We start from the raw sequence: 16,951 nt of genomic DNA, 5'->3' as shown, positions 1-16,951 counted from the left end.
GTTTCACGTGAAACACGATGCATGGGTGGGCACCCTGGATCGTCGCGACACTCCGATTTGGGTAGTCTTGGCAGCTTGTATGGAGCATTCGTCGCGATCGTTGCCGCGTCTAGCGACGCCGTCGTGCCCGGCCGGCACGGGCCGCTTTGGCCCTCTTGGCCGCAAAGCGCACACCGCCCGGACTCTCACCCACCTCAACGCGGACGACAGTTGACGGAGGGTCCACCGCACCCTCCCCGACGTGGAGAATCGACGACTCGACCACACCGAGCTTACTGAGAGCCGCTCGCGCTCCCCTCAGCTCCTCCTCGGCGGTGTCTCCCTTGAGCGCCAGCATTTCGCCGTAGGGGCGCAGCAGCGGAACACCCCAGCCTGCGAGCCGGTCCAGTGGTGCCACCGCTCGTGCGGTCACGACATGAACGGGCGGAAGCGTCCCCAACACCTCTTCAGCCCGGCCGCGTACCACCGTGACGTGCTCGAGGCCCAGCAGTTCGACGACTTCCTCGAGGAACGTCGTACGCCGAAGTAGCGGTTCGAGCAGTGTGATCCGCAGATCGGGCCGCACCAGCGCGAGCGGAATCCCGGGCAGGCCGGCACCCGAGCCCACATCGCAGACGGAGACGCCTTCGGGCACGGCCTCGGACAGCACCGCACAGTTCAGCAGGTGCCGCTCCCACAGCCGCGGAACCTCGCGCGGCCCGATCAGTCCGCGCCTGACCCCCGCGTCTGCGAGCAACTCGGCGTACCGCACCGCCTCGGGGAGGCGTCCACCGAAAATCACCTCTGCCGCTTTGGGCGCCGGGGGGAGCTCCGCTGCCTCCGTCACGGTGACCGTCCTTCCGTACCAGCTTGTCGTGCATCGTGGATATCCAGGCTGACAAAACGCGGCCCCGCCTGGCGATCAGGCGGGGCCGCGACCACTGCGGGACCGGGTGGGTCCGGTCAGGCAGGAAGTACGACAACGCAGCGCTCGGGCTCCTCGCCCTCGGACTCGCTGCGCAGGCCCGCACCCGCAACCGCGTCGTGGACCACCTTGCGTTCGAACGGCGTCATCGGCTTCAGCTTCACCGGTTCTCCGGTGCCCTTCGCCTCGTCGACCGCCTTGATGCCCAGCGCGGTGAGCTCCTCGCGCTTACGGGCCCTGAAGCCGGCGATGTCCAGCATCAGGCGGCTGCGGTCGCCGGTCTCCCGGTGCACCGCGAGCCGGGTCAGCTCCTGGAGCGCCTCCAGCACCTCGCCGTCGCGGCCAACCAACTTCTGCAGATCACGGCTGGTCGAGTCGCTGATGATCGAGACCGAGGCCCGGTCGGCCTCGACATCCATGTCGATGTCGCCGTCGAGGTCCGCGATGTCCAACAGGCCCTCGAGGTAGTCGGCCGCGATCTCCCCCTCCTGCTCGAGGCGGGTGAGGGTGTCGCCACCCTCGGTGGCAGAGGTCGTGCCTTCCGTCACTGGAGGGCCTCCTTACTTCTTGGACGGGTGCTTGGGCCGCTGCGACCCCTTGCGCTGACCGGCCTTGGAACGGGACGAGCCACTGGCCGGCTTTGGCTTGGCGTCCTGCGGATGGTCCTGCTTCTCCAGCGACTGCTTTCCGGACGAGTCCGACTGGCCCGTGGACGACTGCGTGCTCTTGGCCGCCTGGCCGGACCCTGCCTGCTGACGCTTGGCCTTGCTCTGGCGCTTCGGCTGCTGCCGCGAGGCACGGGCGGCGTCCGCGGCCTTCTTGGCCTCGATCTCCGCCGCGTCCTCCTTGAGCTTGCCCTGGGCACGCAGGCGCTCCTGACGCTGCTTGTAGGCGAGACTGCCGGGAGTGGGGTTCCTGTGGATGACGTACATCTGCTGGCCCATGGTCCACACGTTGGTGGTGAGCCAGTAGACGAGGACACCGACCGGGAAGTTGATGCCGAAGACGGCAAACATGATCGGGAAGACGTACATCAGCATCCTCTGCTGCTGCATGAACGGCGTCTTCACCGTGAGGTCAACGTTCTTGGTCATCAGCTGGCGCTGCGTGTAGAACTGCGACGCCGACATCATCACGATCATGATGACCGTGACCACGCGCACGTCCGTCAGCGTCGCGCCCAGCGACTCGACCTTGCTGGCACTGTCCAGGAACTTCGACGCGATCGGGGCACCGAAGATGTGAGCGCTCCGCGCGCTGTCCACCAGCTGCTGGTCCATGACGCCGACGGCATGGTCACCGGCGATCTTGTTCAGCACCTGGTAGAGGGCGATGAAGAACGGCGACTGGGCCAGAATCGGGAGGCAGCTCGAGAGCGGGTTGGTACCCGACTCCCGATAGAGCTTCATCATCTCCTCGGACTGGCGCTGCTTGTCGTTCTTGTAGCGCTCCTGGATCGCCTTCATCTTCGGCTGGAGCGCCTGCATGTTCCGCGTCGCCTTGATCTGCTTCACGAAGAGCGGGATCAGGCAGATACGGATCAGCACCACCAGGGAAACGATGGACAGACCCCAGGCCCAACCGCTGTCCTCGTTGAAGACGAGGCTGTACAGCGAGTGGAACTGGACGATGATCCAGGAAACTGCGGTATAGAGAGGACCGAGGATCGTGTCCACGAATCAGGCTCCTTGGGCGTTGGGCTGAGTCTCGGGCTGTCCCGTCGGCGCTTCCGCGGAGCTACCGCTCCACCGGCTCCGCAGCCGTTGGTGCCAGACCGGATGCTTCCGGGGTGGGACGTGGTCGACGCCACCGAGCGACCACGGGTTGCAGCGCAGGATGCGCCAGACGGTCAAGGCAGTGCCCTTGACCGCGCCGTGCACGTCTATCGCTTTGTACCCGTAGTGCGAGCACGACGGGTAGTACTTGCAGACCGGCCCGAGGAGCGGGCTGATGGTCCACTGGTACAGCTTGATCAACCACAGCAGCGGGTACTTCATCGCTGCACCCTCCCCTGGGCTTCGCCATGGGTGGCCCCACCGAGCAGCCGCCGCAGCGCGGCGTCCAGATCGCGGGCCAGCGCGTCGTGGTCCGCCTCGCCGGCACCGGGCAGCGCCCGTACGACAACCAGGCTACCCGCGGGCAGCAGGGACAGCCGATCGCGCATGAGGTGCCTGAGCCGCCGCTTCACCAGGTTACGGACGACAGCACCACCGACGGCCCTGCTCACGACGAAACCCGCACGTGCCGGGGGAGCGTTCTCCCCAGACGCATGCGGGTCCGTACCCCTCGTTTCCGAGGAAGGGGCGCTGCGAAGGTGGACGACGAGGAGAGGGCGCCCGGCCCTGCGTCCTCGGCGTACCGCGGCCGCAAAGTCCTCGCGCCGCCTCAGCCGATTCTCGGTAGGCAGCACTGCATGGACCTTGAGGTCAGGCCGCTCAGGCCGACAGGCGCGCGCGACCCTTGCCACGGCGGGACGCAAGAATCGCGCGACCGGCACGGGTGCGCATGCGCAGCCGGAAGCCGTGGGTCTTCGCGCGGCGACGGTTGTTCGGCTGGAAGGTGCGCTTGCTCACTCGGGGGCTCCAGAAATGAATCGTTGGTGGCGGGACATCGCCTGGCTGTCACCGTGCGCCCACGAGTAGCTCGCAATACGCCCGAGTGCACCGCTTCTTGATCACGAAATGTGATCCATGCCCATCGGAGGCAGGCGGCAGCAGCCATCGACAACTCGACCTGGTTACGGTACGCGCGGCTACGCCATCCGGTCAAACCAGCAGTGCCCTGGCGACACGCGCTCTCAGGACACCTCGGCACAGCCCGGGTCCAGCACCATGGCACATTTGTACACACCCTGTGGACAACGACTTGAACCGTGCGCACCGCCCTGACTACCGTTGCTGAACTCCGATTCTTTCCCGCCCGTCCCGAGAACCACACATTGGTGGGACCTGCCGGCGCCACCCCACCCAGCGAGTGAGAGAGCGTGCCTTGTGGCTGACGTACCCGCCGATCTTGCCGCAGTGTGGCCACGCGTACTCGAGCAGCTCCTCGGCGAGGGGCAGGGCATCGAACCGAAGGACCAACGCTGGCTCAAGGACTGCCAGCCCCTGGTCCTCGTCGCCGGCACCGCCGTCCTCGCCGTACCCAATGAGTACGCGAAGGGCGTTCTGGAAGGCCGTCTCTCCCCTCTGATCAGTGATGCGCTCAGCCGCGAGTGCGGCCAGCCCATCCGTCTGGCGATCACCGTCAGCGCCGCCGAGAGCGCCCCGACGCCGCCCGCTCCGCCGCAGCAGCCGCAGCAACCGCAGCGGTACGAGGAGCCCCGCCAGGGACCGCCGCACGACCTCGAGCTCGACCGAGGCGAGGACCGCGACAGGGACCGCGATCGCGATCGCGGCCGCGACAGGGACCGCGAGCCCGAGCGGGACGCGTACGACGGCTACGACCGCTACGACGCCTACAGGCGCGGAGCCGACCAGCTTCCCAACGCCCGGCCCGCCTATCCCGAGTACCAGCAGAGCCGCCCCGAGCCCGGAGCATGGCCGCGCACGCCCGGGCCCGGCGGCATGCCCGGTCCCAGGGACGACTACGGCTGGCAGCAGCAGCGCCTCGGCGGCTTCCCCGAGCACGATCCGTACGCCTCGCCGCGCCCCGGACCGCAGCAGGACCGGCCGCAGCTGTACCAGCAAGCGCGCCCCCGGTCCCCGCAGACCGACTACCGTCCGCCGAGCGGCGACCGGCCACCGTACGACGGCCAGCACCGGGACCTGCCCGAGCAGAGCGGACCCGGCGCGCGACCGCACACGGGCGCCCCGGCACACGGCACCCCGGCCCACGGCACGCCGAGTCATGGGCACCCCGCCCACGGCGGACCGCCGGCACCCAGCGGTGCTCCGGGCCCGCTCGCCGCGCAACCGGCGCCCGCCACGGGCCCGGGGGAGCCGACCGCCCGCCTGAACCCGAAGTACCTCTTCGACACCTTCGTCATCGGAGCGTCCAACCGCTTCGCGCACGCCGCGGCGGTCGCCGTCGCGGAGGCACCGGCCAAGGCATACAACCCCCTCTTCATCTACGGGGAGTCGGGCCTGGGCAAAACGCACCTGCTGCACGCGATCGGGCACTACGCGCGCAGCCTCTACCCCGGCACGCGCGTGCGCTATGTGAGCTCCGAGGAGTTCACCAACGAGTTCATCAACTCCATCCGCGACGGCAAGGCGGACGCGTTCCGCAAGCGCTACCGCGACATGGACATCCTCCTCGTCGACGACGTCCAGTTCCTGGCGAGCAAGGAGTCGACGCAGGAGGAGTTCTTCCACACCTTCAATACGCTCCACAACGCAAACAAGCAGATCGTGCTGTCCTCGGACCGGCCGCCCAAGCAGCTGGTGACCCTCGAGGACCGGCTGCGGAACCGCTTCGAGTGGGGCCTCATCACCGACGTCCAGCCGCCGGAGCTGGAGACCCGTATCGCGATCCTCCGCAAGAAGGCCGTACAGGAGCAGCTCAACGCCCCTCCGGAAGTACTGGAGTTCATCGCCTCCCGGATCTCGCGGAACATCCGCGAGCTCGAGGGCGCGCTGATCCGGGTCACGGCGTTCGCCAGTCTGAACCGGCAGCCGGTGGACCTCGGTCTCACCGAGATCGTGCTCAAGGATCTGATCCCGGGCGGCGAGGACGCGGCTCCGGAGATCACGGCGACCGCGATCATGGCCGAGACGGCTCAGTACTTCGGCCTGACGGTGGACGACCTGTGCGGCTCCTCGCGCAGCCGCGTATTGGTGACGGCACGGCAGATCGCCATGTACCTGTGCCGCGAGCTGACCGATCTGTCGCTGCCGAAGATCGGCGCGCAGTTCGGCGGCCGCGACCACACGACCGTCATGCACGCGGACCGCAAGATCCGTGCGCTCATGGCGGAGCGGCGCTCCATCTACAACCAGGTCACCGAGCTGACGAACCGCATCAAGAACGGCTGAGCCGAGCGGCGAGCGCCGTACGACGCGTCCGATGGGCGCTCCGTGGATGTCCGCGGAGCGCCCATCGGCGTTCCAGCGGGCCTGCCTGGAGTACGTGCGACGGCTCCCGAGCGAGACCGCTCGCCCCTGGCCGAGCCGTGTGTGCACCGCCCCGAGTCACGTCTCCGCGGCTTCCGGACCACCTACCGTTCGAATCCACCGGCGCTCACGTGCCTTCTCCACAGCACTCGGGCACATCGACCGTCCACACCCTGGGGACTGCCGACTTGTCCAGATCGCGTCCACAGTCGACAGTCGCCGTAGGCCGTCACAGGAGGTCAGCCGCGTGTGGAAATGTGGTCAACCGCGTTCCACAGACTGTGGACGGCGGGCTACCACTCGGAGTCCACATCCGGTTGTCCACTGCCCACCCACAGGGTCGGACCGGTTGCCCACAGCTTCTCCACACCCTTGTCCACTGTTCGGCAACTCAACACCCGTGCTCACCGAGGCGAGTGAAAGGCGTCACACCAAGGTGGTCGGTTGGGCTGGGGAGAAGGTGGGTATTCCTGGGGATGGCACTGGGGAGAACCTGCCGCGGGCTGTGCACCGCGTGTGCAGAACTTTCGCGCGTCCACAGCGCGAGCCACTTTTCCACGAGCGGCGCCCACAGGACCCGTGGACAAAAAATCAGCCCTGACCTGCGTCGACGCGGTTATCCACGGTATCCACAGGGCCTACTACTACGACCACGTAGATCTACCGGGAAACTCGTCCGGAAACGGGGCCTGTGCACAACTCGCCTCCGGGCCGCCCGACACCCGGCCCGCTGACTTGACCCCGACGGGCAACGGCTGTCGGCGGCGTACGTCAGACTGGTCTCCGGCATCGGCCCTGCCTTCGGCTGGGAGACTCCGTGCCGACGAAAACGAAGAAGGCCAGCAGGGCGAGCCAGACACAGCAGGAGGCGGTTCCGGTGAAGATCCGGGTGGAGCGCGATGTACTCGCGGAGGCGGTGGCCTGGGCAGCCCGCAGTCTCCCGGCCCGTCCGCCGGTGCCCGTCCTCGCGGGCCTGCTGCTGAAGGCCGAGGACAGCAGCCTCAGCCTGTCCGGCTTCGACTACGAGGTCTCGGCCCGCGTCTCCGTCGAGGCGGAGGTGGAGGAGGACGGCACCGTCCTAGTCTCCGGCCGTCTCCTCGCAGACATCTGCCGTGCACTTCCCAACAGGCCTGTGGAGATCTCGACCGAGGGAGTCCGGGTCACCGTGGTCTGCGGCTCCTCGCGATTCACACTCCACACCCTGCCTGTGGAGGAGTACCCGGCGCTGCCGCAGATGCCAACCGCCACCGGCACCGTTCCCGGCGAGGTCTTCGCCGCAGCTGCCTCCCAGGTGGCCATCGCCGCCGGCCGTGACGACACCCTGCCGGTGCTCACGGGTGTACGGATCGAGATCGAGGGCGACACCGTCACGCTTGCCGCGACCGACCGCTACCGCTTCGCCGTCCGCGAGTTCCTGTGGAAGCCGGAGACGCCGGACATCTCCGCCGTCGCCCTGGTGCCCGCCAAGACGCTCCTGGACACTGCCAAGTCGCTGACCAGCGGTGACACGGTCAGCATCGCGCTGGCGGGCTCGGGCGCGGGCGAGGGCCTGATCGGCTTCGAGGGCGCAGGGCGCCGCACGACCACCCGTCTGCTCGAGGGCGACCTGCCCAAGTACCGCACGCTCTTCCCGACCGAGTTCAACTCCGTCGCCGTGATCGAGACCGCGCCCTTCGTCGATGCCGTGAAGCGCGTCGCGCTGGTCGCCGAGCGGAACACCCCGGTCCGGCTGAGCTTCGAGCAGGGCGTCCTCATCCTGGAGGCCGGGTCGAGCGACGATGCACAGGCCGTGGAGCGGGTCGACGCCCAACTCGAGGGCGACGACATCTCGATCGCGTTCAACCCCGGCTTCCTGCTGGAGGGTCTGAGCGCCATCGACTCCCCCGTCGCCCAGCTCTCCTTCACCACGTCCACCAAGCCCGCTCTGCTGAACGGCAAGCCGGCGATGGATGCCGAGGCGGACGAGGCGTACAAGTACCTGATCATGCCGGTCCGGCTGAGCGGCTGAGCAGGCCGGGTGCCCCGGGCTCCCCGCCGGATGAGCGTGGGGAGCCCACAGCTGAGCGTCGGGGGCCGGGCGTAGGCTCGACCGAAGGTACGAAACGCCAGCACTACGTCACAAAGGATCACTGATGCAGCTCGGCCTCGTCGGTCTCGGCAAGATGGGCGGCAATATGCGCGAGCGGATCTGCCGCGCGGGCCACACCGTCGTCGGATACGACCGCAACCCCGACCTCGCCGATGTCCACAGCCTCAAGGAACTTGTGGACGCGCTCGAGGCACCGCGGGTCGTCTGGATCATGGTCCCCGCAGGGGAGCCGACCCAGTCCACGATCGACGAGCTGGCCGAGCACCTCTCGCCCGGCGACGTCGTCGTCGACGGCGGCAACTCCCGGTGGACTGACGACGAGAAGCACGCCGAACAGCTCGGCGCCAAGGGCATCGGCTTCGTCGACTGCGGAGTCTCCGGCGGCGTCTGGGGCCTGGAGTACGGCTACGCGCTGATGTACGGCGGTGAGCCCGAGCACATAGCCGAGGTCCAGCCGATCTTCGATGCCCTCAAGCCCGAGGGCGACCGCGGCGCCGTCCACGCCGGCAAGGCCGGTGCCGGCCACTTCGCGAAGATGGTCCACAACGGTATCGAGTACGCCATGATGCAGGCCTTCGCCGAAGGCTGGGAGCTGTTGGAGGCCGCGGGTTCCGTCACCGACGTCCGCGAGGTCTTCCGTAGCTGGCAGGAGGGCACGGTCATCCGCTCCTGGCTGCTCGACCTGGCCGTCAAGGCCCTGGACGACGACGAGCATCTCGAGAAGCTCCGCGGATTCGCCCAGGACTCCGGCGAGGGGCGCTGGACGGTCGAGGCGGCGATCGACCACGCGGTGCCGCTGCCCGCGATCACCGCGTCGCTGTTCGCCCGCTTCTCGTCCCGCCAGGACGACTCGCCGCAGATGAAGATGATCGCCGCGCTCCGGAACCAGTTCGGCGGTCACGCGGTCGAACAGGCGTAGGACGCAACAGCCGCTACGAGCAGCGAGGGGAGGCCGGCGGCGCAGGCCGCAGCACGCCATGCACGTATCGCATCTCTCGCTCGCCGACTTCCGCTCGTACGCCCGCACCGAAGTCCCGCTGGAGCCAGGGGTTTCGGCCTTCGTGGGTCCCAACGGCCAGGGCAAGACCAACCTCGTCGAGGCGGTCGGCTATCTGGCCACCCTGAGCAGTCACCGGGTCTCCTCCGACGCCCCGCTGGTGCGGATGGGTGCCGACCGCGCGGTCATCAGGGCCGCGGTGGTGCAGGGCGAGCGGCAGCAGCTCATCGAGCTGGAGCTGAATCCGGGCAAGGCCAACCGCGCCCGCATCAACCGCTCGTCGCCGGGCCGGCCGCGCGACGTCCTCGGCATCGTCCGCGCCGTCCTGTTCGCCCCGGAGGACCTCGCCCTGGTCAAGGGGGATCCGGGCGAGCGCCGGCGCTTCCTCGACGAGCTGATCACCGCGCGTTCGCCGCGGATGGCGGGGGTCCGGTCCGACTACGAGCGTGTCCTCAAGCAGCGCAACACACTGCTCAAGAGCGCGGCCATGGCACGCCGCCACGGCGGCCGTTCCATGGACCTGTCCACCCTGGACGTCTGGGACCAGCACCTGGCGCGGGCGGGGGCAGAGCTGCTCGCCCAGCGTCTGGACCTCATCGCGGCACTGCAGCCGCTGACCGACAAGGCGTACGACCAGTTGGCGCCCGGCGGGGGCCCGGTGGCGCTCGATTACCGGAGTTCGGCGGGCGAGGGCCTCGCCGCCGCGAACAACCGCGAGGACCTCTGCACGCTGCTGCTCACCGCCCTCGGTGACGCCCGTAAGCAGGAGATCGAGCGCGGGGTGACCCTGGTCGGGCCGCACCGGGACGAGCTGCTGCTGGGACTCGGGCGGCTTCCCGCGAAGGGGTACGCGAGCCACGGTGAGTCCTGGTCGTACGCGCTGGCGCTGCGCCTGGCCTCGTACGACCTGTTGCGGGCCGAGAGCCCGATGGCGCACGGGCCCTCCTCCGGGGACGGGCGGCGGGTGGGTGAGCCGGTTCTCGTCCTGGACGATGTCTTCGCCGAGCTGGACGAGCGGCGCCGCGAGCGGCTGGCCGAGCTCGTCGCGCCTGGCGAGCAGGTGCTGGTCACCGCCGCGGTGGACGACGACGTGCCCGGTCTGCTGCGTGGCGCCCGCTTCACGGTCGCCGACGGCAGGGTGGAGCGCGCATGAGCGAGCACGCAGAGGCTGACCCCGGCAGGCCGCAGCCGCGTCCACAGCCGGAGGCGTCGGGTGTGGATCTGGCCCGGGTCGCGCTGCGGGCCGCCAAGGAACAGGCGCGCGCTCGCGGTGCCGCCGCGCAGCAGAAGAAGCAGGCCCGCCGCGGAGGGCTGCGCTCCGGTGCACGGGCCGACGGCCGCGATCCGCTGCCTCTGGGCGCGGCGATCAACCGCCTCATCACCGAGCGCGGCTGGGAGACTCCGGCCGCGGTCGGCGGGGTGATGGGCCGCTGGCCGCAGATCGTGGGGGCCGAGGTGGCGCAGCACTGCGAGCCGATCAAGTACGACGAGGACGCACGGGTGCTGACCGTGCAGTGCGATTCGACGGCGTGGGCGACTCAGCTCCGCCTCCTCGCGCCGCAGCTCGTCGCCCGTCTGAACGGGGATCTCGGGCAGGGCACGGTCAAGTTGATCAAGGTGCTGGGGCCCGGCGGACCACAGCAGCGCCACGGCCGGCTGCGTGCTCCCGGCAGCAAGGGGCCGGGCGACACCTACGGGTGACCGAGCACACAGAAGCGGGGGGTCCCTCACGGTAGTGGAGGGTTGACAGTCGGAAGCGCTGAGCGCCGCTGTGAGCCTCTTGGCCCCCGGGGGCGCATATGGGGAGTCGGTCGATGGCGGTTCAGGGCGGCACATGCGGACTCAGGCGCCCGCAAACCCCCATTCATGTCCACGCTACCGGTAGACTAGGAAGCAATCCCGCCCAATCGCGGAACATACCGAACGACGCAGCCGCTCCCGTATGCCCTGGAGACGGCTCGTGCTGTGCCAGAAAGGGCGCTTCGTGGCCGAGTCCGGCGATCTCAACGAGAACAACACCGCATCCACCCCCGGCAAGCCGTCGTACGACGCGAGCGCGATCACGGTCCTCGAAGGCCTGGACGCGGTTCGCAAGCGACCTGGCATGTACATCGGGTCGACGGGTGAGCGGGGCTTGCACCACCTTGTGTACGAGGTCGTCGACAACTCCGTCGACGAGGCTCTGGCTGGGCATGCCGACACCATCGACGTCACGATCCTCCCCGACGGCGGGGTGCGGGTCGTGGACAACGGGCGCGGTATCCCCGTGGACATCGTCCCCTCCGAGGGGAAGCCGGCGGTCGAGGTCGTGCTGACCGTGCTTCACGCCGGCGGCAAGTTCGGCGGCGGCGGTTATGCCGTCTCCGGCGGTCTGCACGGTGTGGGCGTCTCGGTGGTCAACGCCCTGTCCAGCAAGGTGTCGGTCGAGGTCTGCCGTGACGGCCACCGGTGGACGCAGGACTACAAGCTCGGTGTGCCGACCGCTCCGCTGGCGAAGAACGAAACGGTGGAGATTACCGGAACTTCCGTTACTTTCTGGGCCGATGCGGACATTTTCGAAACCACTGAGTACTCCTTCGAGACGCTGTCCCGGCGGTTCCAGGAGATGGCGTTTCTCAACAAGGGCCTCACCATCTCGCTGACCGACGAGCGCCCCGACCACGTCGACGAGGACGGCAAGCCGCTCTCGGTCCGGTACTACTACGAGGGCGGCATCGTCGACTTCGTGAAGTACCTCAACTCCCGCAAGGGCGACCTCGTCCACCCCTCGGTGATCTCGATCGAGGCCGAGGACAAGGAGCGGATGCTCTCGGTCGAGGTCGCGATGCAGTGGAACTCGCAGTACAGCGAGGGTGTCTACAGCTTCGCCAACACCATCCACACCCATGAGGGCGGTACCCACGAAGAGGGGTTCCGCGCCGCGCTCACCAGCCTCATCAACCGCTACGCGCGTGACAAGAAGCTGCTGCGGGAGAAGGACGACAACCTCACGGGTGAGGACATCCGCGAGGGCCTCACCGCGATCATCTCGATCAAGCTGGGCGAGCCGCAGTTCGAGGGTCAGACGAAGACGAAGCTGGGCAACACCGAGGCGAAGACTTTCGTCCAGAAGATCGTCCACGAGCACCTGACGGACTGGCTGGACCGCAACCCCAACGAGGCCGCGGACATCGTCCGCAAGGGCATCCAGGCCGCCACGGCCCGCGTCGCGGCCCGCAAGGCCCGGGACCTGACCCGCCGCAAGGGCCTGCTGGAGAGCGCTTCGCTCCCCGGCAAGCTCAGTGACTGCCAGTCCAACGACCCCGCGAAGTGCGAGATCTTCATCGTCGAGGGTGACTCCGCCGGCGGCTCCGCCAAGTCCGGCCGCGACCCCGAGTACCAGGCGATCCTCCCGATCCGCGGAAAGATCCTCAACGTCGAGAAGGCACGCGTCGACAAGATCCTCCAGAACCAGGAGGTCCAGGCCCTCATCTCGGCCTTCGGTACCGGAGTCCACGAGGACTTCGACATCGACAAGCTCCGGTACCACAAGATCATCCTGATGGCTGACGCCGACGTCGACGGCCAGCACATCAACACCCTGCTGCTGACCTTCCTCTTCCGGTTCATGCGACCGCTGGTGGAGGCCGGCCACGTCTTCCTCTCCCGCCCCCCGCTGTACAAAATCAAGTGGGGGCGTGACGACTTCGAGTACGCGTACTCGGACCGCGAGCGGGACGCGCTCCTCGAACTCGGCCGGCAGAACGGCAAGCGCGTCAGGGACGACTCGATCCAGCGCTTCAAGGGTCTCGGTGAGATGAACGCCGAGGAGCTGCGCGTGACCACGATGGACATCGACCACCGCGTGCTCGGCCAGGTCTCCCTGGACGACGCCGCTCAGGCCGATGACCTCTTCTCGGTGCTCATGGGTGAGGACGTAGAGGCACGGCGCTCGTTCATCCAGCGCAACGCGAAGGACGTCCGCTTCCTCGACATCTAGTCGGCCTGCTCCTCCCCGGCCCGCCGCCCGCCGCCAGGGACCGAACTGCGAAAGGACGTTGACCAGCAATGGCCGACGACACCCCTACTCCTGACATCCCCGAGACCACCGTCACCCCCGAAGGCACCCCCGCCGCCGTCGAGGGTGTGGGCATGCGCGTCGAGCCCGTCGGGCTCGAGACGGAGATGCAGCGCAGCTATCTCGACTACGCGATGTCCGTCATCGTCTCGCGTGCGCTGCCCGACGTCCGTGACGGTCTCAAGCCGGTTCACCGCCGCGTGCTCTACGCGATGTACGACGGCGGCTACCGCCCCGACCGCGGCTTCTACAAGTGCGCCCGCGTCGTCGGCGACGTCATGGGGACGTACCACCCGCACGGCGACTCCTCCATCTACGACGCCTTGGTGCGCCTGGCCCAGTCGTGGTCGATGCGGATGCCGCTGGTCGACTCCAACGGCAACTTCGGCTCCCCGGGCAACGACCCGGCGGCCGCCATGCGGTACACCGAGTGCAAGATGGCTCCGCTGTCCATGGAGATGCTCCGGGACATCGATGAGGGGACCGTCGACTTCCAGGACAACTACGACGGCCGGAACCAGGAGCCGACCGTCCTGCCGGCCCGCTTCCCGAACCTGCTGATCAACGGCTCCGCCGGTATCGCGGTCGGTATGGCCACCAATATCCCGCCGCACAACCTGCGGGAGGTGGCGGCCGGCGCGCAGTGGGCGCTGGAGCACCCGGAGGCCACCCACGAGGAGCTGCTGGACGCGCTCGTCGAGCGGATCAAGGGCCCGGACTTCCCGACCGGGGCCCTGGTCGTGGGCCGCAAGGGCATCGAAGAGGCGTACCGCACCGGCCGCGGCTCCATCACCATGCGCGCCGTGGTGGAGGTCGAGGAGATCCAGGGCCGGCAGTGCCTGGTCGTCACCGAGCTTCCGTACCAGGTGAACCCCGACAACCTCGCTCAGAAGATCGCCGACCTGGTGAAGGACGGCAAGATCGGCGGGATCGCGGACGTCCGTGACGAGACGTCCTCGCGTACGGGCCAGCGCCTCGTCATCGTGCTGAAGCGGGACGCCGTCGCCAAGGTCGTCCTCAACAACCTCTACAAGCACACGGATCTGCAGACCAATTTCGGCGCGAACATGCTCGCGCTGGTGGACGGTGTGCCACGCACGCTGTCGCTCGACGCGTTCATCCGCCACTGGGTGACGCACCAGATCGAGGTCATCGTCCGCCGCACCAAGTTCCGCCTGCGGAAGGCCGAGGAGCGGGCCCACATTCTGCGCGGTCTGCTCAAGGCACTGGACGCCATCGACGAGGTCATCGCGCTGATCCGGCGCAGTGAGACGGTCGAGGTGGCGCGCGGCGGCCTGATGGACCTCCTGGAGATCGACGAGATCCAGGCGAACGCCATCCTCGAGATGCAGCTTCGACGGCTGGCCGCCCTGGAGCGCCAGAAGATCGTGCAGGAGCACGACGAGCTGCAGACGAAGATCGACGAGTACAACGCGATCCTCGCTTCGCCCGAGCGCCAGCGCGGCATCGTCAGCGCGGAGCTGGCTGCGATCGTCGAGAAGTTCGGTGACGACCGGCGCAGCAAGTTGGTGCCCTTCGAGGGCGACATGTCCATCGAGGACCTGATCGCCGAGGAGGACATCGTCGTCACCATCACGCGCGGCGGCTATGTGAAGCGGACCAAGACCGAGGACTACCGTTCGCAGAAGCGCGGCGGCAAGGGCGTTCGCGGTACGAAGCTCAAGCAGGACGACATCGTCGACCACTTCTTCGTCTCGACCACCCACCACTGGCTGCTGTTCTTCACCAACAAGGGCCGCGTCTACCGGGCCAAGGCGTACGAACTCCCCGACGCGGGGCGGGATGCGCGGGGCCAGCACGTGGCCAACCTGCTGGCCTTCCAGCCGGACGAGCAGATCGCCGAGATCCTGGCCGTCCGCGACTACGAGGCGGCCCCCTATCTGGTGCTGGCCACCAAGTCCGGCCTGGTGAAGAAGACACCGCTCAAGGACTACGACTCCCCGCGCTCCGGCGGCGTCATCGCCATCAACCTCCGGGAGATGGAGGATGGGCGCGAGGACGAGCTGATCGGCGCCGAACTGGTGTCGTCGGACGACGACCTGCTCCTGATCAGCAGGAAGGCACAGTCCATCAGGTTCACGGCGTCGGACGAGGCGCTGCGCCCGATGGGGCGGGCGACCTCGGGCGTGAAGGGTATGAGTTTCCGCGAGGGTGACGAACTCCTCTCGATGAATGTCGTCCGGCCGGGTACGTTCGTGTTCACCGCCACCGACGGCGGGTACGCGAAGCGGACGAATGTCGATGAGTACCGCGTCCAGGGCCGCGGTGGCCTCGGTATCAAGGCCGCCAAGATCGTGGAGGACCGGGGCTCGCTGGTGGGCGCTCTGGTGGTCGAGGAGAACGACGAGATCCTCGCCATCACGCTGAGCGGTGGCGTGATCCGTACGCGGGTCAACGAGGTCAGGGAGACCGGCCGTGACACGATGGGTGTCCAACTGATCAACCTGGGCAAGCGCGATGCCGTCGTCGGGATCGCCAGGAACGCCGAGGCGGGTCGTGAGGCTGAAGAGGTCGAGGAACTGGCCGATGCAGCCGAGAGCGCCGCGTCGGAGGCGGCCGAGGACGCGGAGTCCCCGGCCGACGAGCACGAGGAGTAGATCGTGAGTGGAGCCACGGGCGCCGGGGCGGGCGGTCGGAGACCTGAGGGCCAGCCGCCCTTGGGATCCGCGACCGTGACGGAGGGTGCCCGTGGCACGGCCGCCGGTCCCGGCCAGCCGCAGCCTCACCATGTCCAGCACCCCCAGGCCGGTGCGCAGCCGTACCATCCGCCGCAGGCGTACCCGTCGCCCCCGGGCGCCGCGCCGGGACAGGCGGTACGCCGCCCGCGCACTGGGGTGCGCACGACGCCGCGGACCCGTAAGGCACGGCTGCGGGTGGCGAAGGCGGATCCGTGGTCGGTGATGAAGGTGAGCTTTCTGCTCTCCATCGCGCTGGGGATCTGCACCATCGTCGCCGTGGGCGTGCTGTGGCTGGTGATGGACGCGATGGGTGTCTTCAGCACGGTGGGCGGGACGATCAGCGACGCGACGGGATCCGACGAGGGCGGCGGTTTTGACCTGCAGTCGTTCCTCTCGCTGCCGCGCGTGCTCATGTTCACGTCCATCATCGCGGTGATCGATGTGGTGCTGGCGACCGCGCTCGCGACGCTCGGCGCATTTATCTACAACCTCTCAGCGGGATTCGTCGGCGGCGTCGAGCTGACGCTCGCCGAGGACGAGTAGCGCAGCCCCGGAACCGATTTTGGGACTGCGCCCGACGTGCGCTAATCTTTCGGTGCAGCGCGGGGCTATAGCTCAGACGGTTAGAGCGCTTCCCTGATAAGGAAGAGGCCACAGGTTCAAGTCCTGTTAGCCCCACTGTGTGATCGGACCCGGATGGAGATCTCCCCCGGGTCCGTTTTCGTGTGCGGCGTGAGGAAGTTGAGCCCGGCACAGGTCACCGATCGGTATCGGCCGGTGTGTATAGTCGGGCGGCAGAGGTCCCCTACGTCAAAGAAAGACGAGGTCGCGCGGTGAAGAAGCTTCTCCTGGTCGCACTGGCCGCCATCGGCGGGCTCCTCGTGTACCGCCAGATCCAGGCGGATCGCGCCGAGCAGGACCTGTGGACGGAGGCGACCGACTCCGTGCCCGCAGGTTCGGGTGTGTGACCCACCAACAGTCCTGACGGGCCCCGGCTGCGGTGCGGCCGGGGCTTCGTGCTGTTCGGCTTCTTGCTGGTCGGAAACATGCGGGGTTCGCGGCGGGCGCTGTTGCCGGACCGTGACGCCCATCCCCCTTGAGTTTGCCTGAGCAAATGAATACCTTGCATGAGCAAATGCGATCAGGGTTGT

At 68.1% G+C, this 16,951-nt stretch carries 15 protein-coding genes and 1 tRNA gene; 10 read left to right on the top strand and 6 right to left on the bottom strand.

Annotation, left to right across the window (positions count from 1 at the left end):
* Positions 1-109: 109 nt before the first annotated feature.
* From rsmG to rpmH, 6 genes are all read right to left on the bottom strand, one after another.
* Positions 110-826, bottom strand: a complete 717-nt coding sequence (gene rsmG, locus AB0M26_RS02850; RefSeq protein ID WP_365253441.1) for a 16S rRNA (guanine(527)-N(7))-methyltransferase RsmG — start codon at positions 824-826, stop codon at positions 110-112.
* A 116-nt stretch (positions 827-942) separates the two neighbouring features.
* On the bottom strand, positions 943-1,452 hold the full coding sequence (locus AB0M26_RS02845; protein ID WP_365253438.1) for a R3H domain-containing nucleic acid-binding protein: 510 nt from the start codon (positions 1,450-1,452) through the stop codon (positions 943-945).
* Positions 1,453-1,464: 12 nt separating this feature from the next.
* Positions 1,465-2,580, bottom strand: coding sequence for a membrane protein insertase YidC (yidC, locus tag AB0M26_RS02840; protein ID WP_365253435.1), 1,116 nt, complete (start codon positions 2,578-2,580; stop codon positions 1,465-1,467).
* A 3-nt stretch (positions 2,581-2,583) separates the two neighbouring features.
* Complete coding sequence (gene yidD, locus AB0M26_RS02835) at positions 2,584-2,901, bottom strand: membrane protein insertion efficiency factor YidD (RefSeq protein ID WP_365253432.1); 318 nt, start codon at positions 2,899-2,901, stop codon at positions 2,584-2,586.
* Positions 2,898-3,314: a ribonuclease P protein component gene (gene rnpA, locus AB0M26_RS02830; RefSeq protein ID WP_365253429.1), complete on the bottom strand. Its 417-nt coding sequence runs from the start codon at positions 3,312-3,314 to the stop codon at positions 2,898-2,900. The genes yidD and rnpA overlap by 4 nt, the downstream gene beginning before the upstream one ends.
* A gap of 25 nt (positions 3,315-3,339) precedes the next feature.
* On the bottom strand, positions 3,340-3,477 hold the full coding sequence (rpmH, locus tag AB0M26_RS02825; RefSeq protein WP_003949374.1) for a 50S ribosomal protein L34: 138 nt from the start codon (positions 3,475-3,477) through the stop codon (positions 3,340-3,342).
* Between the two features lie 417 nt (positions 3,478-3,894).
* Here rpmH and dnaA point away from each other — a divergent pair, with 417 nt between their 5' ends.
* The 10 genes from dnaA to AB0M26_RS02775 all read left to right on the top strand — a co-directional run bounded on the left by dnaA (position 3,895) and on the right by AB0M26_RS02775 (position 16,768).
* Positions 3,895-5,880, top strand: a complete 1,986-nt coding sequence (gene dnaA, locus AB0M26_RS02820) for a chromosomal replication initiator protein DnaA (protein ID WP_365253426.1) — start codon at positions 3,895-3,897, stop codon at positions 5,878-5,880.
* Positions 5,881-6,835: 955 nt separating this feature from the next.
* On the top strand, positions 6,836-7,966 hold the full coding sequence (dnaN, locus tag AB0M26_RS02815; protein ID WP_365253799.1) for a DNA polymerase III subunit beta: 1,131 nt from the start codon (positions 6,836-6,838) through the stop codon (positions 7,964-7,966).
* A 124-nt stretch (positions 7,967-8,090) separates the two neighbouring features.
* Positions 8,091-8,966 (top strand): phosphogluconate dehydrogenase (NAD(+)-dependent, decarboxylating), encoded by an 876-nt coding sequence (gene gnd / locus AB0M26_RS02810; protein WP_365253423.1) that lies wholly within the window; start codon positions 8,091-8,093, stop codon positions 8,964-8,966.
* Between the two features lie 58 nt (positions 8,967-9,024).
* A complete protein-coding gene (gene recF / locus AB0M26_RS02805) occupies positions 9,025-10,197 on the top strand; it encodes a DNA replication/repair protein RecF (protein WP_365253421.1) in 1,173 nt (390 codons plus the stop codon).
* Positions 10,194-10,745 carry a DciA family protein gene (locus tag AB0M26_RS02800; protein ID WP_365253418.1) on the top strand — a complete coding sequence of 184 codons (552 nt, stop codon included), beginning with the start codon at positions 10,194-10,196 and terminating at the stop codon, positions 10,743-10,745. Before recF ends, AB0M26_RS02800 begins: the two co-directional genes overlap by 4 nt.
* 259 nt (positions 10,746-11,004) lie before the next feature.
* A complete protein-coding gene (gene gyrB, locus AB0M26_RS02795; protein ID WP_365253415.1) occupies positions 11,005-13,023 on the top strand; it encodes a DNA topoisomerase (ATP-hydrolyzing) subunit B in 2,019 nt (672 codons plus the stop codon).
* A 68-nt stretch (positions 13,024-13,091) separates the two neighbouring features.
* Positions 13,092-15,719, top strand: coding sequence for a DNA gyrase subunit A (gyrA, locus tag AB0M26_RS02790; RefSeq protein WP_365253412.1), 2,628 nt, complete (start codon positions 13,092-13,094; stop codon positions 15,717-15,719).
* A 3-nt stretch (positions 15,720-15,722) separates the two neighbouring features.
* On the top strand, positions 15,723-16,343 hold the full coding sequence (locus tag AB0M26_RS02785) for a DUF3566 domain-containing protein (protein ID WP_365253409.1): 621 nt from the start codon (positions 15,723-15,725) through the stop codon (positions 16,341-16,343).
* Positions 16,344-16,404: 61 nt separating this feature from the next.
* Positions 16,405-16,478, top strand: a tRNA-Ile gene (locus AB0M26_RS02780).
* Between the two features lie 155 nt (positions 16,479-16,633).
* Positions 16,634-16,768 (top strand): DLW-39 family protein, encoded by a 135-nt coding sequence (locus tag AB0M26_RS02775; protein ID WP_003958712.1) that lies wholly within the window; start codon positions 16,634-16,636, stop codon positions 16,766-16,768.
* The last annotated feature ends 183 nt before the right edge of the window (positions 16,769-16,951 follow it).

It is taken from the genome of Streptomyces sp. NPDC051776, from assembly GCF_040681345.1.
Lineage (GTDB): Bacteria > Actinomycetota > Actinomycetes > Streptomycetales > Streptomycetaceae > Streptomyces.
This window is presented reverse-complemented; position numbering and strand designations above follow the sequence as displayed.